The sequence below is a fragment of the Methylobacillus sp. DLP286 genome, from assembly GCF_056636515.1.
Genome location: NZ_CM153145.1, coordinates 534,592 through 555,296, shown reverse-complemented (window position 1 = coordinate 555,296; position 20,705 = coordinate 534,592). Strand labels below are relative to the sequence as shown.

The window sequence follows — 20,705 nt, the reverse complement described above, 5'->3', positions numbered from 1 at the left end:
CATCAGCGATGATGTGTGCCGCTTCATTGTAAAAGCATGTTAAGCAGCTCAGGCATTTAAGCAAAAAATAATCAAGCAAACCTATTGGAGAAGAAAAGATGAGAACTATCATATCCGCCCTCTGCCTCGCATTCGCCGCAACGGGCGCACAAGCCGCAGATCAGATTGAAAGAATGACGGCAGAAAAAATGCAGTCATTCAGGCCGGCTCAAATCGACTGGAAGGATGAGCCGATTCTGCCCAAGGGCGCCAAAAGCGCACTTATCCTCGGCGACCCTTCCAAACCGGGCGTCTTCATTGCCTGGCTCAAGTTTCCTGCCAATTACCCGATTCCCGCCCATACCCATCCATTCACCGAAGTCATCACCGTGCTGAAGGGCAAGCTGGGCAATGGGATGGGGGATGTTCTGGACAAGAAAAAAGGTGAAACGCTGAAAGTGGGAGAAAGCTTTGTATTGCCTGCAGGCCATGCGCATTACGTATGGACGGAGGGTGATGAAACCATCGTGGAATTGATTGCCACCGGCCCTTGGGATATTACCTATACCAACCCCAAGGACGACCCAAGGAAAAAGTAAACCAAGAGAAGGCTCAATTGAGCCTTCTACCTTTCAGCAAACTGATGCACAAAAACGTCCCTAAGTGCTAGCGAATCCAGAGTAGAACCGCATAAACCACACCTACCCTTGGCCTTAATATCAACACTTATCCATGTTGATACATAGTAGACACAGAAATTCTTTGATATCCGCCTTTAATGTATCTACAATGAAGATACTTAAACGGAGATCATATGAAACTCTCAATTCAGAAATGGGGTAATAGCGCCAGTGTTCGGTTGCCGGCGGCACTCTTGGAGCAATTGGGTGCTAGGGTTGGGTCAGCCTTGGAGGTGTCGATCACGAAGGAAGGTTTGTTACTGAAGCCTGAGCGTCGACCACACTATAAGCTGACAGATCTGCTGGCTGAGATGCCTGCGGGCGAGCTGCCTGCTGTTGAGGGCTGGGATGATATGCCTTTGCTTGGTCAAGAGACACTGTAATGGCGTATACGCCAGATCGAGGTGATATTGTTCATCTTCAGTTTGATCCTGCTGCAGGCAGTGAAATGAAAGGCCCTCATTTTGGCCTGGTCGTCAGTCAGAAAGCATTTAACAAGCTGGGGCTTGCTGTCATCTGTCCAATCTCTCAAGGCGCTGCAGCCTCTGCACGTAGCTATGGCACGGTGGTGACGCTCATGGGATGCGGAACAGATACGCAGGGGGCTATCCATTGCCATCAAGTGAAGTCATTGGACTGGCGTATCCGCAAAGCCAAGTTAAAAGAGGCTGCGCCTGATTTTGTGATGGATGAGGTACTGGCCAGGCTTGAGGCGATTATTCTGGGATGAGTGTACCGTGCTGGCCTTCAGCACGGTGGTATGTCTGCAACAGGACGAACTTACCATCCCCCGTGCAGGCAGCTCACTTACTCAAGACGTTTCCTATCCAATAATGAGCGTTTGTCAGTAGATCCCTAATCGGCTTGCTGATTTAGATTAAATACGACTGAAAGTGGCCTCCAGCCTAGGCTTTATCATTTTCAGCTACTAAGCGTCGCTATCCAGTGATAGAATACGGCCTCGCTCCGTTCGGTGCGATTCAAGCACTCCTGCCCGGGTGGTGAAATTGGTAGACACAAGAGACTTAAAATCTCTCGCCCTTTGGGCGTGCCGGTTCGATTCCGGCCCCGGGCACCAAGCAAAATCAATCACTTATATTTTCCATCACTTTTTGAAACTCCCTTTGTGTCAATAAAGTGTCAATCTCGCAAGCGGGTTGAGCGTCTTTGCTTCCTGTAGATGATCTGGCGCCATGTGTGCATAGCGCATGGTCATGGCTAGCGTGGAATGCCCAAGCAGGCGTTGCAGCACTAAGATATTGCCACCGTTCATCATGAAGTGGCTGGCGAAGGTATGGCGCAGCACGTGCGATAGCTGGCCTTGTGGCAGTTGTAGATTGCTCTTTTCGACAGCGTGCCTGAATTGGTTATAGGCTGGCTTGAAAAGATTGCCACCTAGCGTTTTTGGCTTGAGTGCCGCCAGTTCTGCATATAGTGCTGCATCAATTGGGATCGATCGGTTTTTGCCGGATTTTGTGCGACTCAGGTGGATCATGCCATCTCTGACCTGGCTGACTTTTAAGCTCTCTGCTTCGCTCCACCTAGCACCCGTTGAAAGGCATATTTTGGTGATGCGCAATGCGTCATCACTCAAGCAAGCCAATAGTTGCCTGATCTGATCCTGGGTGAGATAAGCGAGTTCTTTTTCTTCGATCTTGAATTGCCGGATTTTGGAAAGAGGGTTTTCTTTGTTCCAGTATCCTAGCCTTTTCAGTTCGTTGAATACGGCCCGCAAATAAGCATGGTCACGGTTGATGAAGTTGGCCGATATACCAGCCTCAAGGCGTCTTGCACGGTAAGCTGAGAACTGTTCGGCATTGAAGTCATCGGCAAATGGATTGCCCAGGGCTTTGCAGATGTTCTTGAGTTTAGGCAGTGTGTTCTTTGACTTGAGGTGCTGGCCGTGATGTTCATGCCATAAATCAACCAGGTCACTTAGCTTGCGCTTGTCTTTTTTGGGAGGTTGCCATGCTGGCGTCTGAATGACCTGGGTTTTCACCCAGGCTTCCCAGGCCAAAGCTTCAGCTTTGGTGGATAAGGTCTTGCGGAAGCGCTTCGCGCCTTGTCCGCCTGGCTGGATATCGACTCGCCAGCCAGAGGTTACTTTCTTGATCGTCATGCTTAGTTGCTATGGTTTGGGTTAAACGCCCATGGGGAAGCGGCAGTGCGTTCGCGTGCTATCAAACTCGGGCTACGCACTTCGTCAGCTTGTGGCTGACGAACGTCTACCGACGCGGGTGCTACCGAGTTTCCCGAATCAGTGATTCGGGCTTCGGATGCAGCACGCTCTAAGTCACGGCGTCTAAGCTCGTCCTGGCGCTGTTGGTCTGCAAGAAGTCTCTCCCGTTCCGCCTGTTGAGTACGCTCGGTGACACTCTGCCCCGGATCGAAATCGACGAAGAAGCCCTTGGCGATGATCTGCTTGCACATAGGCTCATCGGTGTTGAGTTCCGTGCCTTGCTGGCTGTAGCACTTGCATTGGCCACGGAAATCGACGCAGGCCGCGTTGATCGGCGCGGTCACTGGCTTCGTGATCTCATCGTAGACCGGCTTCGTATGCGGCAGCCCCGGCACGCGCTCCACCTGTTGCGCGTACCAGTCGAGCTTTTGGGCTTGTGCAGGCGGCGGCTGCATTGGTTGCGCTGGCTGGACTTGCATCAAGCCGCCCTCTGCTTTGTCCGGTTCCGTGCCGTGCCTGTCGCTGAACCCGCCGATGGTGCTGATCAGGAACCAGATCACCGCAATGAACACCATAGGCAGCAGCACAACCAGCACCAGGCGCGCCGGGATGCGTCGCTTCATGGTGTGCATATCGGCGGACTTGTACCAGCCAAACACCTCTTTCGGATAAACGAAGTGCTTTTCTATCGAGTCTTTCAGGCTCTTGACGTTTTCGCGTACCGACTGGAATTCATGGATGGTGGACTTTTGGAAACCGTAGAAGCGCACCACGTGGTAATGACGGCCAACCAGCCGACGCAGATTGCCGTCCAGCAGCATGGGATGCTGGGTGATCAAGAACAGATCATGGCCGTCGTGGCGATGCACTTCCAATTGGCTGACGTGCTTTGGGACGGCGGCACCATTGGCCCGCGGGCGGAATGTCGTCTGGCATTCGTCAATCACGATGATGGCGCCCTTGGGGCAATCGACCCAGTCTTCACCCTTGTCCATCTTGTGCCAGTCCAGAGTGAGTTCCGGGATGCCGTGATAGAACACCGGACGATTCTCTTTGTCAGCCAGGTCTTTGACTGTCTTGAGGGTGAACAGGCTTTTGCCGGAGCCGGGCAAGCCGGTAATAAGCGTAATCATTTGGTGAGCCCGAACTTTCTGATGAGGCCGCCCGTAATGCCGCGAATCACCAGGCGTGCAGCATAGGCACTGGCGAGTACGTTGAGCGCCTTGTCAATCTTGAGCACGCCCAGCATGCCGAGCATTTCCGGCGATACGGCATTGAAGTTGGCATAGACATGCTGCATCAGGTTGTTGATCAAGACGTCCACGCCCTGGTAAGTGATGAAGCCGAAGCCCAGCGCGATCAGCAGCTTGATGATGCCGTGCATGATGGATTGGCCGAAGCCGCCCACCAGGGCCGCGACCACCCACGCGACGATTCCCTTGAACAAAAACATTTAGACCACCTCCACGATACGCAGGGCCGCGAGATAGGCCGCAGCCAACAGAAAGAGGCCGATCATTTCAAAGTATGGACATACCTTGCTGATCGGCACGGTAATGGCATGGCCGCCAATGCTGAACTGGATGTCGGAAAGGCATTGCGCAGCGAACTGGTAGACGCCGTTTTCCGAGACCAGGCCGCCGACATTGACGGTCTTGTTGCTATCCCCTTCCCCATTGAGGAAGGCCGTGACATCGGCTTCATGCTCGCCATTAAGCAGCTTTTTGCCCAGGGAGGCGGCATTCTCGAATTGCTGCATGTCTTCCAGGTCATCGCAGCGGTCCTGATGAATCTTGCGAGCAATCGCGCAATTGACCGCATCGCCTTCACATTGGAACGCCCCGCAACTGCCGGACCAGGAGCCCTTCTTGGCTTCTTCATCCGCCTGTTTGCAGACCGAAGCAGTCGGGTTCTTTTGGCAGTAGCTGGATTGGCTTTGCGTGGTACTAGTCGTGCTGCCGTCCGGGTTGGTCACGGTTTCCGTGATGTCAGGCGATCCGCCCGTCGGGTTCGGCGTGATGGTGATGATCGGTGACGGCGTTTCCGTGGTCACTGGTTCGGGATTGGGATTTTCTGGTGTAGGGGCCGGGGTTTCCGTCTTGGTTTCCGGAGGGTCTTGCTTGGTCAAGGGCTGGCTGCCTGGGGTGCCAGGATTCAGGCATACAGTCGTGCCGTTCATGCTCGCCCAGGACTTGCCCTGTTTTGCGCATTCGCACTCGGGACATGGCGCAGGATCAGGCAACGAATTGTCCATATCAGGAGTACAAGATTGACCAGTATTCTCACGAACTTCATTGCTGTAGTACCAACTGCCATCCGTAGTCTGGATGCCGATCCCACTACCCAGCCTATAAATGCACTGGTCAATGCAGGCAAGCGTCCTGAAATTGAGGAACCGTTTCATTCCGCCGCAGGCCCCATTGCAGCCAGCTTCACAATCTGGTGGTACTTCGGCACAAGAACCGTCTGGCTGGCGTACCTCAGGAGGCGTACACGCCGGGACCGTACACATGACAGGAGTCGCCTCATCCTGATTCTGCCGGATCCACGTGCCGTTATTGCCCGTACAGGAAACATATAAATTCAAATAGGTCAGGTTGTGATAACCAGGCAAATTAGGATGAGTCGCACGGCAACCATAGGTACGGTGATCTGTCTGTGCACCCGCAGCAGGAATGTACCCGTAACCGGAATTTCCCGGTGCGGTGTACCAAGCAAGCCAGGGCGTACAGAGTGCCTCAGGATCAGGGCCGTTCAATGCGCCGGTATAACCACTGCCGGCAGCCTGAAACACCCATAGTTTGTGATTGGCGGGTATTTGCTCATCGGCAGCATGCGCCAGCAACGGCAGCATAAGCAGCACTGCCAATATCACGCGTTGAACAATATCCATAGCGCCCCCAAGATTCCCAACATCACCAGCCAGCCTTCCATTGCCGTCCCCTTAAACGAAAAAGGCCATGAGGGCTTTACGCTCATGGCCGATTGGGTTTTACAGATTAACCTCCGCGTACCGCAGCGTAGGCTTTCTTGGTGCCCCACACGAGCAGCAGGGCCACGCCGACCAGGCCGACCGCAGTTGCCGCTTCACCCAGCAAGGTGGTGATGGGGGTGACGTCGATTTCAGCGCGTGCGGCACCGCTGGCAATGGCCAATGGTGCAGCGACAACAGCGCCACGGGCGAACGCAGAGCCGTACTTCTTCACTTGGTTAATGGCTTTCATTTGAATCTCCTTTTTCTTTCAACATATGAATGACTGCCCGGAAGGCAGCCGCTACAGCCCAGCAAATCCCGATCGCAATCGAGAGCTGAACACCTTGTGCAGCGGTGAGATGCATCACACCGTTCTGCAATTCGGTAGGACTCACCACGAGCGCCGTGCAGGTGGTGTAGTCGCTTGGTTGGGGTTCCATGACCTGGTATTGGCCGGAACCGATGTCCATGAGGCATTTCATGCAAAGCCCACAACGAGCATGCCGCCTAGGCAGAGGCCGATCGCCAGCCACAATAAGTTAGTGATGAGGCGCATCTTCTTCTCCCTCAAAGAACGAGTGGATTTCGTAATCACCCTCGTCGATGTTGTTGATGGCCGTGTCTATGGCTTCTTGTGGGTCATATAGACGGCCTGCCTTTTTGAGTGACCGCGTATAGAACAGGCCCTGGGTAAGGAACTCCCCTGTTCGGCGGTACTGGATGACATAGACACGGCGCAGCATGGTTAGGCAGCCTTGGATTGTGCGGTTTCTTTGGATGGATAGAAGCCACGGCAGACAAAGCCGGAAGTGGTCATTTCTATATCCAGTTCGGCCTGCACCGGGAAAGGCAGGTTCTTGAGCTTGTCGAAATTGTCCGACTTGCCGAAGTTGATATGCACGGCATCAAAACCGGCCTTATCGTCACTGTCGTTGAACGGGGTTTCCACGACGATCTTGGTGAAGTCGTGCTTGGTGCCCTCTACCGTGTCATTGAAACGGCGAACGCCTAAAACTTTGAATTGCTGACGCATGGTTATTCCCTTTCGAGGTCAAAAGATTCGTAGTAAGCCGCCATTGGAAAGACGGTTTTTTCGAGGTTGTGCAGGAATTCGCCCGCATCGAGGTAGCTAGGCACCTTGATGCCATCGGGCAACTTGCCTTCACGCATGACCAGATCAAGCACTTTCTTGGCATCGCCCTCGATCTGGAACATCAGGTTCAGTGCAGCCCCGCATTGATGCTTGAGCCATGTCTTGGTGCGCTCATAGCAGGCCTGCACTGTTTTTTGGGTGGTTAAGATACGTTCAGCACGATCGCTGAAGGTGGATAGCAACGGGTAAGCCGCAGCAAAGTAGTCCTGGGGCCTGATAAGACACTCAAGCGGTACAACTCTGCTTTTGGCGAGGAATTCGACCTCGTAGCGCATCCACGGGGATGTTGGGCAACCCAGTTGCTTGCCTTTTTCATAGCCTCGGAATGACTTGCCATTCCCGCGAGTGCCAACGTAGAGGGTGCGCCCCTTACCATTAGGATTTTTCCAGTTTCCCCGCATTTCAACATCAGGATTGCGCCCACCGGCGTTAAAGTGCCCATCGTCGTATGCCTTTTCTAGGGATTCCGGGGTGTGGTATTTGCCCTCATAGTCATCATGGGCCAAGTCGATACGGGTGATCTTGCCTACCGTGGCAGATTTCAAGAATTCATAGAGGCGACGTTCCCAGCCATACTTAGCCGCAGCGCAGCCCGTCCCGGTGAGCTGGATCAGTAAGGTATTGCGCTGGCCCCCGTGGCAGACATGGCCGTATTTGTCGCCCAACACGTAACTGGTGTTGTAGAAGTGCATGCCACGATCACGTTTGGAGGTAATGCCAAAGCCAAAGATGGATTCACAAGTGCGCGATACATCCATGATGAAGTGCTCATCCGTGATGCCGTTCAGCTCGAACGAACTCTCATGGCAGGTGATATGCAGCCAGTCGATAAAGCAGACTTCATTTTCTGAATGCTTTCTTTCGGTGAGTTCGAGAAGTTTTCCCCCTTCCGTCACTAACTGAAATTTCTTTCCCCCCGTGTTACAGAGGGGGGGCAGCGTCTGCGCTGGCGCCGCTAACGCTGTCGCCTGCGCCGCCGCAGCAACCCGCTCAGCAGCTTCGCGCAGGCCTTTTTGTACTTCTGCATTAATGGCGTCAAAGTCGGATTGCACTAACGTGGCACGTGCAATCACGTGGGCGTCTGCGACAGGTACGAATTTGCGCTTAATGGAAGCCATTACAGGGAAAACTCCTGATCCAGGGCGTGTTTGTTGAGTAAGGCGAGGTTGACCAGACGGTATTTGCCGATCTCGATGACTGGGAGGTAACCGCGATTAATCCAGCCTGTGACGGTGTCTTCGGTGACGCCGACCAGGTCTGCGAACTTGCGCCGGGACATCACCGGTACAGATGGCATTTGACTTGTATCTACTGGACTGTCCATAATCGCGATAGGCCTCTATATATTTCATTGGATGGCTATACGTGAAATCACGTATACGTTAGATCACACTGTAAGGATATTTACGTATAGATGTCAAGTGCTGTCGGAAGAAAAATTAGAGCAATCCGAGAGTGCCTCGATATGGGAAGGCAGGAATTCGCCGATTTAACCGGGATTCCTAAAGGCACATTAATTGGTATTGAGCAAGATAGGCATGAGCCAAAAGCTGGGGTCTTGGAGACTATCGCTAAAGTTTGGCCTGAATATGCCGCTTATCTCTTAACAGACGAAACGAACGTAAAACAAAAAAATCCAGACCTAGAAGCTTTGGCCCGGGAATTGGAAGATCAGAAAAAGGCGAGTTAATCGCTCGAGAAGTAAAAACAAAATGGTTTAGTAAGTGATGTATCTAGGGAGGGAGCATCATGAAGTTAGATCAGGAAGACAAAGAATTCTTCCAGCGTAGAACACGCAAAGAAACCCCGCATGGCCTTTTGGCGTTCATCCTTGCCTCGATAGTCGTATCAGGCAGCTTGTACGTGTTGTATCAAAACAAGCACAGCAAGCCAACAGTGCAAGAAGAATCCCCAATACCCCAGGTCGATCAGTCAAGCAGCGCCTGGGAGCAATCCCCGCAGCCAACATATAAAGAGCAACTAGCTTATCAAGCTAAGCCAGAGCCTGCATATGTGCCTCATCCTACCAAGCCGACCGTGTACAAATGTAAACATCCAGACGGCAGCATCATGTACAGCGAATCACCTTGCAGCGTTGGAGCCACGACACAAATCGTGAGCGTGCAAGAAAACGTCATCGACTCTAGCGTATTGCGTAACAAGGCCAACCAAATGCGAGCCATGGCCGTGCGAGGTGATACAGAAGTACTGAGAGTTAGCGATATTCGCTACATGTCCGAAGTGGATGTTTGGAAAAGAATTAAAGAATTAGAAATGGACCTGCAATCCATCACGGCCAGCCCAGAAAAAATGAGTGCAGCCCGCACAGAAATCAATGTCCTCAAAAACAGAAAAGTGCGAGAACTCAGCTATGACGATGAAAACGAACGAGCAGGATTGCGGCGCTTGCTCAACAGTCAGGATAGCGGCACCCGACGCGAAGCGCTGAATAAATTGAATTATCTGTATAGAAGGTATGGATAGTTAATAAAAGACGATGGCAGCAGGTGTAAATTTTGTAATCAGAATATAAATAGAAAAATAACCATTTAAATAAAAAGAGGTTTAAATGAATCCATTATATGAGAATGTTTGCAGTTCATTGTCTGAGTTAGAGGATTACATACTGACGAGTGGAAGTGGATATGACTCTTCAATGCTGGAACATTGGGGCTGGAATTGTCCAGCTTTAGATGTGAATGATATAGCAGCTATTCCAAGAATATTAAGAGAGCGAATAGAAAGAGAAAATCCACAAGATATTCCAGAAGAGTATCAAGAATTTATACAAAACATCCCTTCTAAAATTAGAAATATGCAACAAAATACAGTACCTTATTTATTTAATGGTCATGGAGTAAATGCATACCCAGCTTTCATGGCGCTTTTTGATTATATTGAGCGGGTGCTGAATACTAATTTATTACCTCTTAAGATAAATGTTGATTGGCATGAAATTAAAGATAAGAATCTACTTCCTAAAAGTATTGGGATAAGGCTAAGTGGGTTGAACAGTAAGCTAGCAGAACTTGAACCAGAAATTGAAAAATTAAAAGCTGATATTGAAGTAATTAAGGATGCTAGAGACGCTGCGGATATGCTTCCTACAAGCATGCAGGATTTGCAATCCGCACAAATTAAAATTAATGATAGTGTTAATAATGTAAATGAAAAAATTGCTAATTTTCAAAAAGAAGCCGCAGAATTATGTGGAAAAATAAATCAATCTGAAGCTGAATCAACAAGATTATTAGCAAGCATCCAAAATCAGGGTATAGAGGCTGATAAGGTCGTTGCTAAATGCGAAGAGGCATATCAAATTACAACAACTAAAGGATTGGCGGCCGCTTTTGACCAACGAGCATCAGCGTTAGAGAAGTCTATGTGGGTCTGGGTGAGTGGGCTAGTAGTGGCCTTGATTATTGGGGCAGTAGTAGGTGCAAATAGAGTAGAGCTACTTTCCGATGCATTAAATCAGAAGACTCCTGAATGGGGAGTCATTATGCTACATATGGTTTTATCAGCACTAAGTGTTGGTGCACCACTGTGGTTCGCATGGATGGCAACTAAACAAATTGGACATAGATTTAAATTAGCTGAGGATTATGGATTTAAGGCGTCAGTAGCTAAAGCATATGAAGGATATAGAAAAGAGGCTTCACGTTTAGATGTGCAATTGGAAACTCGGTTATTTAGTTCAGCATTATCTAGGCTAGAGGAGGCACCCTTAAGATTGATAGAAACACAAAGTCACGGAAGTCCAGCACATGAATTTTTGGCATCAAAAGCAGTGAGCCAAGTAATTGATAAATTACCAGATGTTAAAGGTGCAATATCTGAAACAGTTGATTCTGTTAAGTCTCGAGTAAAGCGTGATAAGCCAAATCCAGACCTAGAGGGTTAATGATATATATCATAATTAACTCATAATCCGTTAATACGTGATCTGATTTAATTCCTTAATTCCATAAAAGGTATGAGCTATTTGGGTGTCAAAGATCTGTCAACGGTATTGACGCCCATTGCTTTGGTAAGACATTCAATCTCTAACAAAATAGGGCTTTGGGCGATATAGGTGAGTTTAAATTAAAACTTAAAATCTCTCGCCCTTTGGGCGTGCCGGTTCGATTCCGGCCCCGGGCACCAGCAAATCAATCGTTAAAACTCAACAATCAGCCTCCTGAGTGACAACCAACTGTCAACGGATAAACTGGATCACTCCTGCGTTATTGCCGGCAATATGATCCGTACCAGAATGCCTTCGCCATGGGCTGCCGTTTCCAGGGAAACCTGCCCGCCATGACGCCGCACGATTTCGCGAACGATGGATAAACCTAGGCCGCAGCCTTCAGGGCCTTCGTCCAGGCGATAGAAACGGTTGAATACATTCTCTCTCTGGTCTGGCGGAATGCCGGGGCCGTTGTCCTCCACTTCGATCACGACCTCTTGCTCCTGCTGCCTGCAGCGGATGGTGATGTTGCCGTGCACGGGGGTGTAGCGCAGAGCGTTGTCAACCAGGTTGGCGAGCATTTCCTGGATTTGCCACAGGCTGCCGATGACCTTGGTAGGATGCAGGTCGAAGCCAAGGTCTATGCTTTTCGCATCGGCGCGCGCCAGCCATTCCGTCGCCATCGCCTCGATCGCCTTGCTGATGTCCAGCTCGGCGAACTTGTTGACTTCGCCCTCTCCTTCCGCACGCGCCAACGCCAACAGCTGGTTGGCAAGACGCACGATGCGCCGGGTGCTCACCACCATGCGTTCGTGAGACTGCATTCTTTCTTCCGGGCTTTGTTCGGAGGCCAGTTCAAGCTGCATCTGCAAGCCTGCCAGCGGGGTGCGCAACTGGTGTGCGGCATTGGCCAGGAACTGGTTTTGCAGCTTGAGGGAATGGTCGAGCCGCGCAAGCAGCGAGTTGAGCGCGACGATGATCTCGCGGATTTCCACCGGGGCCTTGCCTTCGTCCATGGGGCTGAGGTCGGTTTCGGAGCGTGCGTTGATCTGCGCGCGGATTTGCGCCAACGGCTGCAGGCCCCGCCCTACCCCGACCCAGAGCACGACGATCGAGAAAATCGCGAAAATGAGCTCGGGCACGATCATGTGGATCAGGGTCTTCTGCACCAGACGATTGCGCTTGTAGGTGGTTTCCGCCAGGTAAAGCACGGCATCCAGTGATGGGCTCTTGATGGCGACGACACGGATCGGGTCGCCCTGGTATTCAGCCTCGTAGAAGTAAGGCTTGTTGTCGGTGGAAGGAAGCTGGATGGGCAGATCCGGCACGCCTGCAATAAACTGGCCTTGGAGGTCGAAGATGGCGGCCTTAGCCGCATCGTAGCTATCCTGTTCGCTACGCAAGAGATTGCGCTCGATTTGCGGATAGGCCTCATGCCACTTTGCCGGGTCGTTCGGCAGCGAACGTTCCAGGTTATACGCCAGCTTGAGCAGGTGCTGGTCGTACACTTCGCGCGCTGGCTCCAGCGCCATGAAGTAATCGGTGAGGATGCCGACCGCCACCAGCGCGCTCAGCGCCACCAGCAGCCAGCGCAGCAGTTTGCGCCGTAGGCTGTTAGCCGCTTTCATGGCGCCGGCTCTTCCAACAGGTAGCCGAAGCCGCGTACGGTGCGGATCTGGATGCCATGCGCATCCAGCTTGCTGCGCAGGCGCGAGATGTAGACTTCCACCGCGTTGAGGCTGATGTCCGTCTTCCAGTCGCACAGGGTTTCGATGATGGCCTCCTTGCGCACCACTTTGCCGAGATTGCGCAACAGGTAGACCAGCACGTCCCATTCGCGGATCGAGAGCTCGATCGGCTCGCCGTCGACGCTGGCGCGCTGGGCGCCGAGATCCACCACCAGCTTGCCGCAGGCCAGGGTGTTGCGCTCGCTCAATGTATGGCGGCGCAGCAAGGCGCGGGTGCGCGCATGCAATTCAGCGAGCACGAAGGGCTTGAGCATAAAGTCGTCCGCGCCAAGGTCCAGGCCGTAAATGCGGAAATCGACATCGTCGCGCGCGGAGATGATGAGGACGGGAATGCTGCTGTTGTGCTTGCGCAGGCGGCGCAACACCTCAAAGCCATCCATGCCCGGCAGGCCGATGTCGAGCAGCAGCATGTCGTAATGCCCGGCCTCTATCATGGCATTAGCCTTGGTGCCAGTTTCCGCCAGGTCGACGGCATAGCCCGCCTTGGAGAGCGACTCGCAAGTGCCCTCGGCGAGGATGGCATCGTCTTCAACAACCAATATGCGCATGGTTTTCCTTAAGCTTAATAAGCACTCTGGGTGCTGGCGCTCCTGGGATAATGGCGGTAAATCCAGCCGAACACCACAGGCAGCACCAACAGGGTCAACAAGGTAGTCGTGACCATGCCGCCCACGATCACCAGCGCCAGCGGACGCTGTGCCTGCGAGCCGATGGCATGGGACAAGGCGGCGGGCAGCAGCCCCAGGCCGGCCAGCATCGCCGTCATCAACACCGGGCGCAGGCGCATGGCGGCGCCTTCGAGAATAGCCTCGTCCAGCGCGTGCTCCCCCTGATTATACAAACTCTTGATATACGAGATCAGGATCACGCCGTCCTGGATGGCGATGCCGAACAGCGACAGGAAGCCGATGCCGGCGGAGATGGAAAGCTCCTCTCCCGCCAGGTAGAGCGCGGCAATGCCGCCGATGGTGGCGAACGGCACGTTAAGCAGCACCAGGCTGGCGTCCTTGGCGGAACCGAACGCGGAATACAGCATGATGAAGATCGCCAGTAGCGTCAACGGTACGATGATGGCCAGCTTTTTGTGCGCCTCCTTCATCTGGTTGAACTGCCCGTCCCACTGCGTGCGGTAGCCGCGCGGCAGCTCGACCTGCTCCGCCACCAGCTTCTGTGCCTCGGCTGCGGCGCTACCTAAGTCGCGGTCGCGCACACCGAAGCGGATGGCGATGAAGCGCCGCCCGGATTCGCGGTAGATGAAGAACGGGCCGTCGCTGAGCTCCACCTGCGCCACCATGGAAAGCGGGATGCGCTGCCCGTCCGGCGTATCGACGAACAGGCGCTGGATCAGGTCCAGGCGGTTGCGCTGGCCTTCGGGGAATCGCAAGGCAAGGTCGAAGGTACGCTCGCCTTCCAACACTTTGCTGATCGGGTTGCCGCCGATGGCGTTCACCACCAGCGCCTGCACATCGGCCACATTGAGGCCGAAACGCGCATTGGCTTCGCGGTCGACGCGGATATTCATGGTCGGCTGCCCCAGCTCGCGGAAGATGCCGACATCGCTCATGCCCTTGATGCCTTGCAGGATGGCCTGCACTTCCAGCGCCTTTTCATGCAGCACCTCCAGGTCGTCGCCGAAAATCTTGACCGAGTTCTCTCCTTTCACGCCCGACAGGGCTTCCGCCACATTGTCCTGGATGTATTGCGAGAAGTTGTACTCGATGCCGGGAACCTGCTGCAGGTAGGCCTCCACCCGGCGTATCAGGTCGCTGCGCGTGACGCCTTGCGGCCACAGTTCGGGCTTTTTCAGGTACACCCCGAACTCGACGTTGAACACCCCGGTGGCATCGGTGCCGTCGTCCGGACGCCCAATCTGGGCCACGACGGTCTTCACTTCCGGCTGTTCGCGCAGGTAGCCGCGCACCTGGGTGGCGAAGCCTGAGGAATATTGCAGGTCCACCGTATTGGGCAGGGTGATGCGCAACCAGAGGTTGTTTTCCTCCAATGTCGGCAGGAAGCTGGTACCCAGCCGGCTGGCGCCGAACAAGGCGACGGAAAAAGCCAGCAAGGCTGCCAGCGCCACCAGGCCGGGGTTGCGCATCAATCTTGCCAATACGGGGCGGTAGAGCTTGACCAGGACGTTGATCATGCCCGGGCGATGTTCGAGCTTGTCCGGCTTGAACAGGAAGGAAGCCGCCGAGGGGATGAAAGTCAGGCTCAGCACCATGGAAGCGAGCAAGGCGAGGCCCATGGTATAGGCCATGGGATGAAAGATCTTGCCTTCCACGCCGCCCATGATGAACAGCGGCGCATAGGCCATGATGATGATCATGGTGGAGAAGATCATCGGGCGCTGCACTTCCGCCGCTGCCGCGACGATGGTCTGGCGCAGGTTGCTGGTGCCGTTTTCCATGCGGCGCATGATGTTCTCGATCACGATCACCGCCGCATCGACGATCAGGCCGAAATCGATCGCGCCCAGCGAGATCAGGTTGGCGGGAATAGCCAATACCATGCCGGCGAAAGAAACGCTGAGCGCTAGCGGGATCACCAAGGCCACGGCCAATGCCGCGCGCAGGCTGCCGAGAAAGACGAACAGCACGATCAATACCAGCGCCATGCCGAACAGCAAGGTGTGGTGCACCGTGCCCATGGTCAAATCCAGCAGCTCCTGCCTGTCGTAGAAAGGCTCCAGCTTGATGCCTTGCGGCAGGATGCCGCCGCGGTTGATCTCGTCGACCTTGTGGTGGACGCGCTCCAGCATTTCCGAGGCATTGCCGCCGCGCCGCATCAGTACAATACCTTCCACCGCGTCAGGGTCCTGGTTGTATTGCACCACGCCCAGCCGCGGCGCGAAACCGAACTCCACGCGCGCCACGTCGCCCACGCGGACCGGCAGGCCGTTACGCGAGACGATCACGATATTGCGCACGTCCTGCAGGGTCTTTATCAGGCCGATGCCGCGCACCACGTACTGCTGCTCCCCTGCCCGCAGGTTGCCGCCGCCCGCATTGGCGTTGGCGTTGCTCAGCGCCTCCACCAGTTCGTTGAGCGAGATATTGTAGGATTGCAGCTTGCGGATGTCGGGCAGCACCTGGTATTGCTTGGTCGGGCCGCCGAAGCCGTTGATGTCGGCAATACCGGGCACGGTTTTGAGCTGGCGGTAGATTTCCCAATCCTGGAAGGACTTGAGCACCATGACATCGTCGCCGCTCTCCGAGGCCACGCGATAGCGCAACACCTCTCCCAGGGCATCCGCATCCGGGCTCAACTCGCTCTGCACGCCCTCCGGCAATGCGGCGCTATCCAGGTGCAGCTGCACGTTCTGCCGAGCGGTGAAGGAATCAGTGCCGTCCTCGAATTGCAGCGTCACCACCGACAGGCCGAACAGCGATACAGAACGGAAGGTTTTGAGCCTGGGCAGGTTGGCGAGCGCGGTTTCCACCGGCACGGTGATCTGTCGCTCCACCTCGTTGGTGCCGCGTCCCTGCCATTGGGTGATCACCTGCACGTTGAGCGGCGAAATATTCGGATAAGGCTCGATCGGCAGCTTGGTGAAGCTGATATAGCCCAGCACCAGCAAGCCGATCGACAGCCCGAGGATCAGCAGGCGCCGGCGCAATACGCCCGCGATGAAGGTGCCGGTTGCCTGCACTACATGGCTCCCGAGAGCTTCTGGTTGAGCAGGGTTGCGCCGCGCACCACCACCTTCTCGTTGGCGGACAAGCCTTCCGTGACAGCAACCAGGCCTTCCCGGTACGGCCTGACGTTCACTTGCCGCCTGCGGTAATTGCCGTCAGGCGTTTCCACAATCAGGTAATCCACCTGCTGCGAGCGCACCACGGCATCGACCGGCACCAGCAATGCCGGACGCTTGCCGACATTGAGGCTGGCCGTGGCGAACAAGTCCGGGCGCAATGCGCCGTCGTTCGCCACCAGGCAACGCACGCGCAACGTATTGGTTTCCACATCCAAGGTAGGAGACAGGATATCGACGCGCGCGCTATAGCGCTTGCCGGGCAGCGCCTGCACCTCGAGCTGCAACGGCTGCCCCTGGCGGATGCGCTGGTAATCCTGCTCATAGACGTTGCCGAAAAACCAAAGCGTGGAAGTGTCGGCGAGCGACATGAAGCTGTCGCCCAGGTTGATGAAAGCGCCCGGGTCGAGGTTGCGCTGCGTGACCACGCCGCTGATCGGCGCGCGCAGCAACAGGTGCTCATTGACGCGCCCGCTTTGCTCCAGGGCGGCGATGTCTTGCTCGGAAGCGCCCATCACCCGCATGCGCTCGCGCGCGGATTGCAGCGTGGACTCGGCATCCTGCGCCAGTTCCTGCGTCGCCTTGCTGGCCTGCAAGGTGCGCCAGGTATTGCGCGCCAGCAGCAGTTCGTTCTGCGCCGAAACGTATTCGGGACTATAGAGCGCCGCCAACGGCTGGCCCTGCCGGACCTGCGCGCCCTCGAACACCAGGATGCGGTCCAGCCTGCCGGCGATGCGCGCCGATACCAGGTGTATCTTCTCGGCATTGAACGCGAGCCGCCCCATCACGGGCACCATCTCATCGATTTCGCGCTGCTCGGGCAAGGCGCTAGCAAAGAAATCCGCAGCAACCTTGTCCGCGCTCAGCGCTTCTTCTTTCTGCGCTGGCTGGCTGACGGCTTCCGGCTCGAGCGACGTGGTTGATGTCCACGGAATCAGCCAGCCTCCCAGTCCTACACCCGACATAAATACCAGCGGCAATAAGAGGCGCTTCATGGCGATTCCATCCCTTGTCCGATTGCCGCATCCAGCGCGGCCTTGGCTTGCTGCAGCGCGCTATCGACCCAGGCGGCTGACAGCTCGATGTCGCGCAGGTTCTGCTGCGCCAGCAATAGCCCGTTGAAATCCCCGGCGTTGTTTGCGTAGCCGTTCAAGGCGAGTCGGTAAGCGGCTTGCGCTTCCGGCAAGCGGCGCTGTTGCAACAGCTCCTTTTCCTTGATGACCTGCTGCAACTGGCTGTAGGCATTGGCGATCCCCAGTTGCACCTGGCGCCAAGCCAGCTCCGCCCCGGCCAGAGCGGAAATCACGCCTGCATTGGCCTCGCTGACACCTGCTTTCTCGCGTTCGAAGAACCAGGTCGGCAGGATCAAGTCCACCTCCACGCCGTATTCATTGCCCGCCAGGCCGTAGGGCGGGTTGTTGCTGTGCTTGGTGAGGATGAGCTGCAGGTCGGGGTAATAGGCTTTTTTCGCCAGGTCCAGGCTTTTGCGCGCAGCTTGCAATCGGTAGGCCGAATCGCGCAAATTGGGGTGCAGGCCCTGTGCCCGGCTGGTCAATTCAGGTAGCGGCGGCAGTTCCAATTCCGACCATGTCTCGGTTGTGACAGCAAGAGGCTGAGCTGGGTCTCGCCCGATCAAAGTGTTCAGCCCCTGCTGGGTCTGCTCGATCTGGCGCTGGGTCTGGTAGATGTCGTTTTCCGCACTGCCATGCGCCACCTGGGCATTCATGTACTCCACGAATGCCGCGGCATTGTTGGCATAGCGCACCTTGGCCACCTGCTTGATCTGGTTGAGGCGTTCGATCGTGTTGCGGTTGATGTCGGCCTGTTGCTGCAGGGCGAGCAACTGGTAATACTGGCGCTTCAATTCCGCCAGCAGGCCGACATACAAGCCGTCGATCTGCGCGCCAGCGCTGCCTGCCTCGGCTTCCAGGATGTCGGCGGCCAGGCGCTTCTTGCCCGGGAACGACATGGTTTGCGTCAAGCGGTAGCTCATGCCCTGGGAGTGGTCGATATTGAGCGGGCTGCGCGGCACCGGCGTCTGCTCCATGCCGATCATGGGCCGATCCCATGCCAGCGCCTGTGGAATGCGCGCCTCGATCTGCACGCGCTCCTGCTCCGCCTGCACGAACTGCGGATTGCGCGCGCGCAGCTCCTGCGCCAGCTGGCGCAGGGTCAACGGTTCAGGCTCTGCCGCCTGCAAAGGAGTTACGGCCCATCCAGACGATGCCAGCACAGCCATGCACAGCAAACGGTTCCATATGTTCTGCATGATGGCCGGATTGTAGGCAGGCGGTCCATACATCAACCTTAACCCCGGCTGACAATAATCTGACGATGCCTGCGCTTGTCATATGGGTTTCATATTGAAGGCGCACACTGCCCGTGCACTCAAATACAGGCTCAACCTGATGATTCTTTTCCTCAGCTTCGACGGCGTATTGCACGCCACGGGAAAGCGCCGGCAGAAATTCGACAGGCTCGCGATGCTCGAGCAATGGCTAAGGCAGCATCCCGAAGTCAACATCGTGATCAGCAGCAAGTGGCGCAACAGCATGGACATTGCGGAATTGCGCCAGTTATTCAATGAGGACGTACGGCACAGGGTGCTCGGCGTCACGCCGGCATCGTGCGACCAGGCGCATGACCGCTACTGGCGCCTGAGCGAGATTTTCGATTGGCTGCAGTATTGCGGCACCCAGCAGGAATGGCTGGTGCTGGACGACGGCGTATTCCCCGAACGCTTCAACCGCCTGGTCAAGTGCAACCCGCTATTGGGCCTGACCGACCAGGACCTGGACTCCCTCACCCGCATCAAGAGGCAGTTGCTGGCGCAGCAGCCCGGCCAGCGCCTCAACCAGCTGCAAGACTGCGCTCTGGCATGAAGGCCTGCAAGCGCTGACGCTGCTTGCCTGCCGCATCGATATTATCCGGCGACAACCATTGCTGGTATGCCTGCGATAGCATAGTCCACTCGCGGTCGATAATGGAAAACCAGGCCGTATCCCGGTTGCGCCCCTTGTACACCACCGCCTGGCGGAAGATGCCCTCGAACTGGAAGCCCAGCCGCAACGCGGCAGCCCGGGAAGGCGCGTTCAGACTGTCGCACTTCCATTCATAGCGCCGGTAGCCAAGGGTGTCGAACACATACTGCATCAGCAGGAACTGGGCCTCGGTCGCCGCCGTGGTCTTCTGCAATGCTGGCGAATACACGACAAAGCCGACCTCGACCGAGCCTGCCGCAGGAGCGACCCGCATCAGGGCGAGCGTACCAAGCGCATGATTGGTGGCAGGATCGACGATCGCGTAATGCTGCGGATCTGCCGACGCCTGCAATGACGCGACATATGTGCGGAAATCGTCCAGCTTCTCCGGCCGTTCCAAGGGAATGTAAGTCCAGTCCCGGCTATCGGGCGCCTGCTGGTATGCTGCAAACAGGCTTGCCGCATGGCGATCTTCTATGGGTTCCAGCCGGCAATAGCGGCCTTGCAAGGTGACGCGGGATGGGAGCGGGCGCGGCGTCCAGCCTGGCACGGGTTCCCCGACCGGCTGTCCGTATTCGTTAGTGCGGTAACCCATGGCGTCAGGACAACTGATCCAGCCATTGCGCGATCACTTGCTCGAGCTTGGGTGCAAGCTGCGGCGCCAGCGCCTGCCCCTGCTTGCGCAGCTCGGGTATCGACAATCCGCCTAGCTCGCCGACGTGCCCGACATACCAGCGCTCCAGCCCTGCCGCCGTCACCTCGATATGGAATTGCAAGGCCAAGCCATGCTTGCCATAAGCAAACGCCTGGTTGGCGTACAACGCCGAAGATGCCAGCCTGACCGCGCCTTGCGGCAGGTCGAAGGTGTCGCCATGCCAATGCAGCACCGGGTCGCCCTCGCCCAATGCCGCCAAGGGCGATTGCCGGCCTTCCGCAGTCAGGCTCAACGGGCTCCAGCCGATCTCCTTGCCCGCCTCTCCTGCATAGACCCTGGCGCCCAACGCCCGCGCCATGACCTGCGCGCCCAGGCATATGCCTAATGTCGGCTGCCCGTGTTGCAAGCGAGTCTCTGCCACGTCGATCACCGTCTGCAGGAAAGGAAAGTCCGTCGTCTGATAGACGCCGATGGGACCGCCCAATATCACCAGCAAATCGGCATCGCGCGCCTGTTTGAGCTCCGTGCCCCTGGCATTGGGCGTATCGACGTAATGCACTTCGTAACCTGCGCGGCTGAGCAAAGGCGCAATTCCGTCGAGGTCCTCGAACGCGATATGGCGCAAGGCGATAGCGGTTTTCATGACATGTTCC

25 protein-coding genes and 1 tRNA gene are annotated in these 20,705 nt (G+C 55.6%); 9 read left to right on the top strand and 17 right to left on the bottom strand.

All coding sequences use genetic code 11. The features are described from left to right. Positions 1-188 precede the first annotated feature (188 nt). The 4 genes from ACWXTG_RS02640 to ACWXTG_RS02625 all read left to right on the top strand — a co-directional run bounded on the left by ACWXTG_RS02640 (position 189) and on the right by ACWXTG_RS02625 (position 1,737). On the top strand, positions 189-578 hold the full coding sequence (locus ACWXTG_RS02640; RefSeq protein WP_407995230.1) for a cupin domain-containing protein: 390 nt from the start codon (positions 189-191) through the stop codon (positions 576-578). Positions 579-793: 215 nt separating this feature from the next. Continuing rightward, a complete protein-coding gene (locus ACWXTG_RS02635; RefSeq protein WP_480220593.1) occupies positions 794-1,042 on the top strand; it encodes an AbrB/MazE/SpoVT family DNA-binding domain-containing protein in 249 nt (82 codons plus the stop codon). Continuing rightward, positions 1,042-1,389 carry a type II toxin-antitoxin system PemK/MazF family toxin gene (locus ACWXTG_RS02630; RefSeq protein ID WP_480220592.1) on the top strand — a complete coding sequence of 116 codons (348 nt, stop codon included), beginning with the start codon at positions 1,042-1,044 and terminating at the stop codon, positions 1,387-1,389. The genes ACWXTG_RS02635 and ACWXTG_RS02630 overlap by 1 nt, the downstream gene beginning before the upstream one ends. Before the next feature lie 262 nt (positions 1,390-1,651). Next, positions 1,652-1,737: transfer RNA gene (locus tag ACWXTG_RS02625), tRNA-Leu, on the top strand. Between the two features lie 51 nt (positions 1,738-1,788). On the opposite strand, the gene ACWXTG_RS02620 is transcribed toward ACWXTG_RS02625, so the two are convergent. From ACWXTG_RS02620 to ACWXTG_RS02605, 4 genes are read right to left on the bottom strand one after another with little or no spacing between them, the layout of a single operon-like run. Beyond that, positions 1,789-2,778 (bottom strand): phage integrase, encoded by a 990-nt coding sequence (locus ACWXTG_RS02620; RefSeq protein ID WP_480220591.1) that lies wholly within the window; start codon positions 2,776-2,778, stop codon positions 1,789-1,791. 2 nt (positions 2,779-2,780) lie between these two features. Then, a complete protein-coding gene (locus tag ACWXTG_RS02615; RefSeq protein WP_480220590.1) occupies positions 2,781-3,971 on the bottom strand; it encodes a zonular occludens toxin domain-containing protein in 1,191 nt (396 codons plus the stop codon). Continuing rightward, a complete protein-coding gene (locus ACWXTG_RS02610; protein WP_480220589.1) occupies positions 3,968-4,291 on the bottom strand; it encodes a DUF2523 domain-containing protein in 324 nt (107 codons plus the stop codon). The genes ACWXTG_RS02615 and ACWXTG_RS02610 overlap by 4 nt, the downstream gene beginning before the upstream one ends. Then, positions 4,292-5,017 (bottom strand): virulence factor TspB C-terminal domain-related protein, encoded by a 726-nt coding sequence (locus tag ACWXTG_RS02605; protein WP_480220588.1) that lies wholly within the window; start codon positions 5,015-5,017, stop codon positions 4,292-4,294. It abuts the gene before it with no gap. A 90-nt stretch (positions 5,018-5,107) separates the two neighbouring features. Between ACWXTG_RS02605 and ACWXTG_RS02600 the strand changes: the two genes are divergently transcribed. Beyond that, positions 5,108-5,419, top strand: a complete 312-nt coding sequence (locus ACWXTG_RS02600) for a hypothetical protein (RefSeq protein WP_480220587.1) — start codon at positions 5,108-5,110, stop codon at positions 5,417-5,419. 418 nt (positions 5,420-5,837) lie between these two features. On the opposite strand, the gene ACWXTG_RS02595 is transcribed toward ACWXTG_RS02600, so the two are convergent. The 6 genes from ACWXTG_RS02595 to ACWXTG_RS02570 form a co-directional block, all read right to left on the bottom strand. After that, a complete protein-coding gene (locus tag ACWXTG_RS02595; protein ID WP_309566164.1) occupies positions 5,838-6,062 on the bottom strand; it encodes a major capsid protein in 225 nt (74 codons plus the stop codon). Further along, positions 6,049-6,282 (bottom strand): hypothetical protein, encoded by a 234-nt coding sequence (locus tag ACWXTG_RS02590; RefSeq protein ID WP_309566165.1) that lies wholly within the window; start codon positions 6,280-6,282, stop codon positions 6,049-6,051. The genes ACWXTG_RS02595 and ACWXTG_RS02590 overlap by 14 nt, the downstream gene beginning before the upstream one ends. Positions 6,283-6,351: 69 nt before the next feature. Next, entirely contained in the window at positions 6,352-6,555 is a 204-nt protein-coding gene (locus ACWXTG_RS02585; protein ID WP_309566167.1) for a hypothetical protein, read from the bottom strand. A 2-nt stretch (positions 6,556-6,557) separates the two neighbouring features. Beyond that, positions 6,558-6,845, bottom strand: coding sequence for a hypothetical protein (locus tag ACWXTG_RS02580; RefSeq protein ID WP_309566169.1), 288 nt, complete (start codon positions 6,843-6,845; stop codon positions 6,558-6,560). 2 nt (positions 6,846-6,847) lie between these two features. After that, on the bottom strand, positions 6,848-8,083 hold the full coding sequence (locus ACWXTG_RS02575; RefSeq protein ID WP_309566171.1) for a replication initiation factor domain-containing protein: 1,236 nt from the start codon (positions 8,081-8,083) through the stop codon (positions 6,848-6,850). Next, the gene (locus tag ACWXTG_RS02570; RefSeq protein WP_226756689.1) at positions 8,083-8,262 is read right to left on the bottom strand and encodes a MerR family transcriptional regulator; all 180 of its coding nucleotides are present in this window, start codon (positions 8,260-8,262) and stop codon (positions 8,083-8,085) included. The genes ACWXTG_RS02575 and ACWXTG_RS02570 overlap by 1 nt, the downstream gene beginning before the upstream one ends. Positions 8,263-8,379: 117 nt before the next feature. Here ACWXTG_RS02570 and ACWXTG_RS02565 point away from each other — a divergent pair, with 117 nt between their 5' ends. The 3 genes from ACWXTG_RS02565 (at position 8,380) to ACWXTG_RS02555 (ending at position 10,869) form a co-directional block, all read left to right on the top strand. Further along, positions 8,380-8,655 carry a helix-turn-helix transcriptional regulator gene (locus ACWXTG_RS02565; RefSeq protein ID WP_480220586.1) on the top strand — a complete coding sequence of 92 codons (276 nt, stop codon included), beginning with the start codon at positions 8,380-8,382 and terminating at the stop codon, positions 8,653-8,655. 59 nt (positions 8,656-8,714) lie between these two features. Next, on the top strand, positions 8,715-9,449 hold the full coding sequence (locus tag ACWXTG_RS02560; RefSeq protein ID WP_480220585.1) for a hypothetical protein: 735 nt from the start codon (positions 8,715-8,717) through the stop codon (positions 9,447-9,449). A gap of 85 nt (positions 9,450-9,534) precedes the next feature. After that, the gene (locus ACWXTG_RS02555) at positions 9,535-10,869 is read left to right on the top strand and encodes a hypothetical protein (protein WP_480220584.1); all 1,335 of its coding nucleotides are present in this window, start codon (positions 9,535-9,537) and stop codon (positions 10,867-10,869) included. 311 nt (positions 10,870-11,180) lie between these two features. Here ACWXTG_RS02555 and ACWXTG_RS02550 read toward each other — a convergent pair whose 3' ends face one another. The 5 genes from ACWXTG_RS02550 to ACWXTG_RS02530 are packed head-to-tail and all read right to left on the bottom strand — an operon-like array spanning position 11,181 to position 18,685. Then, positions 11,181-12,542 carry a sensor histidine kinase gene (locus ACWXTG_RS02550; RefSeq protein WP_480220583.1) on the bottom strand — a complete coding sequence of 454 codons (1,362 nt, stop codon included), beginning with the start codon at positions 12,540-12,542 and terminating at the stop codon, positions 11,181-11,183. Further along, positions 12,539-13,210, bottom strand: a complete 672-nt coding sequence (locus ACWXTG_RS02545; RefSeq protein ID WP_407994018.1) for a response regulator — start codon at positions 13,208-13,210, stop codon at positions 12,539-12,541. The genes ACWXTG_RS02550 and ACWXTG_RS02545 overlap by 4 nt, the downstream gene beginning before the upstream one ends. 14 nt (positions 13,211-13,224) lie before the next feature. Then, positions 13,225-16,314, bottom strand: coding sequence for an efflux RND transporter permease subunit (locus ACWXTG_RS02540; protein ID WP_480220582.1), 3,090 nt, complete (start codon positions 16,312-16,314; stop codon positions 13,225-13,227). Next, positions 16,314-17,411: an efflux RND transporter periplasmic adaptor subunit gene (locus ACWXTG_RS02535; protein ID WP_480220581.1), complete on the bottom strand. Its 1,098-nt coding sequence runs from the start codon at positions 17,409-17,411 to the stop codon at positions 16,314-16,316. The genes ACWXTG_RS02540 and ACWXTG_RS02535 overlap by 1 nt, the downstream gene beginning before the upstream one ends. Continuing rightward, positions 17,408-18,685, bottom strand: a complete 1,278-nt coding sequence (locus tag ACWXTG_RS02530; protein ID WP_480220580.1) for a TolC family protein — start codon at positions 18,683-18,685, stop codon at positions 17,408-17,410. Before ACWXTG_RS02530 ends, ACWXTG_RS02535 begins: the two co-directional genes overlap by 4 nt. A gap of 139 nt (positions 18,686-18,824) precedes the next feature. Here ACWXTG_RS02530 and ACWXTG_RS02525 point away from each other — a divergent pair, with 139 nt between their 5' ends. Continuing rightward, on the top strand, positions 18,825-19,298 hold the full coding sequence (locus tag ACWXTG_RS02525; RefSeq protein WP_480220579.1) for an HAD domain-containing protein: 474 nt from the start codon (positions 18,825-18,827) through the stop codon (positions 19,296-19,298). On the opposite strand, the gene ACWXTG_RS02520 is transcribed toward ACWXTG_RS02525, so the two are convergent. Together ACWXTG_RS02520 and ACWXTG_RS02515 are read right to left on the bottom strand one after the other, a co-directional pair. Further along, the gene (locus tag ACWXTG_RS02520) at positions 19,267-19,992 is read right to left on the bottom strand and encodes a GNAT family N-acetyltransferase (protein WP_480220578.1); all 726 of its coding nucleotides are present in this window, start codon (positions 19,990-19,992) and stop codon (positions 19,267-19,269) included. The two genes, ACWXTG_RS02525 and ACWXTG_RS02520, sit on opposite strands and share 32 nt — an antisense overlap. A gap of 4 nt (positions 19,993-19,996) precedes the next feature. Beyond that, the gene (locus ACWXTG_RS02515) at positions 19,997-20,695 is read right to left on the bottom strand and encodes a glutamine amidotransferase (RefSeq protein WP_480220577.1); all 699 of its coding nucleotides are present in this window, start codon (positions 20,693-20,695) and stop codon (positions 19,997-19,999) included. Positions 20,696-20,705 lie beyond the last annotated feature (10 nt).

Excerpts from the sequence above, each read along its gene's own strand:
- ACWXTG_RS02640 (WP_407995230.1), top strand. The coding sequence starts at position 189 with ATGCAGTCATTCAGGCCGGCTCAAATCGACTGGAAGGATGAGCCGATT.
- ACWXTG_RS02635 (WP_480220593.1), top strand. The coding sequence starts at position 794 with ATGAAACTCTCAATTCAGAAATGGGGTAATAGCGCCAGTGTTCGGTTG.
- ACWXTG_RS02630 (WP_480220592.1), top strand. The coding sequence starts at position 1,042 with ATGGCGTATACGCCAGATCGAGGTGATATTGTTCATCTTCAGTTTGAT.
- ACWXTG_RS02620 (WP_480220591.1), bottom strand. The coding sequence starts at position 2,778 with ATGACGATCAAGAAAGTAACCTCTGGCTGGCGAGTCGATATCCAGCCA.
- ACWXTG_RS02615 (WP_480220590.1), bottom strand. The coding sequence starts at position 3,971 with ATGATTACGCTTATTACCGGCTTGCCCGGCTCCGGCAAAAGCCTGTTC.
- ACWXTG_RS02610 (WP_480220589.1), bottom strand. The coding sequence starts at position 4,291 with ATGTTTTTGTTCAAGGGAATCGTCGCGTGGGTGGTCGCGGCCCTGGTG.
- ACWXTG_RS02605 (WP_480220588.1), bottom strand. The coding sequence starts at position 5,017 with ATGAACGGCACGACTGTATGCCTGAATCCTGGCACCCCAGGCAGCCAG.
- ACWXTG_RS02595 (WP_309566164.1), bottom strand. The coding sequence starts at position 6,062 with ATGAAAGCCATTAACCAAGTGAAGAAGTACGGCTCTGCGTTCGCCCGT.
- ACWXTG_RS02590 (WP_309566165.1), bottom strand. The coding sequence starts at position 6,282 with ATGGACATCGGTTCCGGCCAATACCAGGTCATGGAACCCCAACCAAGC.
- ACWXTG_RS02585 (WP_309566167.1), bottom strand. The coding sequence starts at position 6,555 with ATGCTGCGCCGTGTCTATGTCATCCAGTACCGCCGAACAGGGGAGTTC.
- ACWXTG_RS02580 (WP_309566169.1), bottom strand. The coding sequence starts at position 6,845 with ATGCGTCAGCAATTCAAAGTTTTAGGCGTTCGCCGTTTCAATGACACG.
- ACWXTG_RS02575 (WP_309566171.1), bottom strand. The coding sequence starts at position 8,083 with ATGGCTTCCATTAAGCGCAAATTCGTACCTGTCGCAGACGCCCACGTG.
- ACWXTG_RS02570 (WP_226756689.1), bottom strand. The coding sequence starts at position 8,262 with ATGCCATCTGTACCGGTGATGTCCCGGCGCAAGTTCGCAGACCTGGTC.
- ACWXTG_RS02565 (WP_480220586.1), top strand. The coding sequence starts at position 8,380 with ATGTCAAGTGCTGTCGGAAGAAAAATTAGAGCAATCCGAGAGTGCCTC.
- ACWXTG_RS02560 (WP_480220585.1), top strand. The coding sequence starts at position 8,715 with ATGAAGTTAGATCAGGAAGACAAAGAATTCTTCCAGCGTAGAACACGC.
- ACWXTG_RS02555 (WP_480220584.1), top strand. The coding sequence starts at position 9,535 with ATGAATCCATTATATGAGAATGTTTGCAGTTCATTGTCTGAGTTAGAG.
- ACWXTG_RS02550 (WP_480220583.1), bottom strand. The coding sequence starts at position 12,542 with ATGAAAGCGGCTAACAGCCTACGGCGCAAACTGCTGCGCTGGCTGCTG.
- ACWXTG_RS02545 (WP_407994018.1), bottom strand. The coding sequence starts at position 13,210 with ATGCGCATATTGGTTGTTGAAGACGATGCCATCCTCGCCGAGGGCACT.
- ACWXTG_RS02535 (WP_480220581.1), bottom strand. The coding sequence starts at position 17,411 with ATGAAGCGCCTCTTATTGCCGCTGGTATTTATGTCGGGTGTAGGACTG.
- ACWXTG_RS02530 (WP_480220580.1), bottom strand. The coding sequence starts at position 18,685 with ATGCAGAACATATGGAACCGTTTGCTGTGCATGGCTGTGCTGGCATCG.
- ACWXTG_RS02525 (WP_480220579.1), top strand. The coding sequence starts at position 18,825 with ATGATTCTTTTCCTCAGCTTCGACGGCGTATTGCACGCCACGGGAAAG.
- ACWXTG_RS02520 (WP_480220578.1), bottom strand. The coding sequence starts at position 19,992 with ATGGGTTACCGCACTAACGAATACGGACAGCCGGTCGGGGAACCCGTG.
- ACWXTG_RS02515 (WP_480220577.1), bottom strand. The coding sequence starts at position 20,695 with ATGAAAACCGCTATCGCCTTGCGCCATATCGCGTTCGAGGACCTCGAC.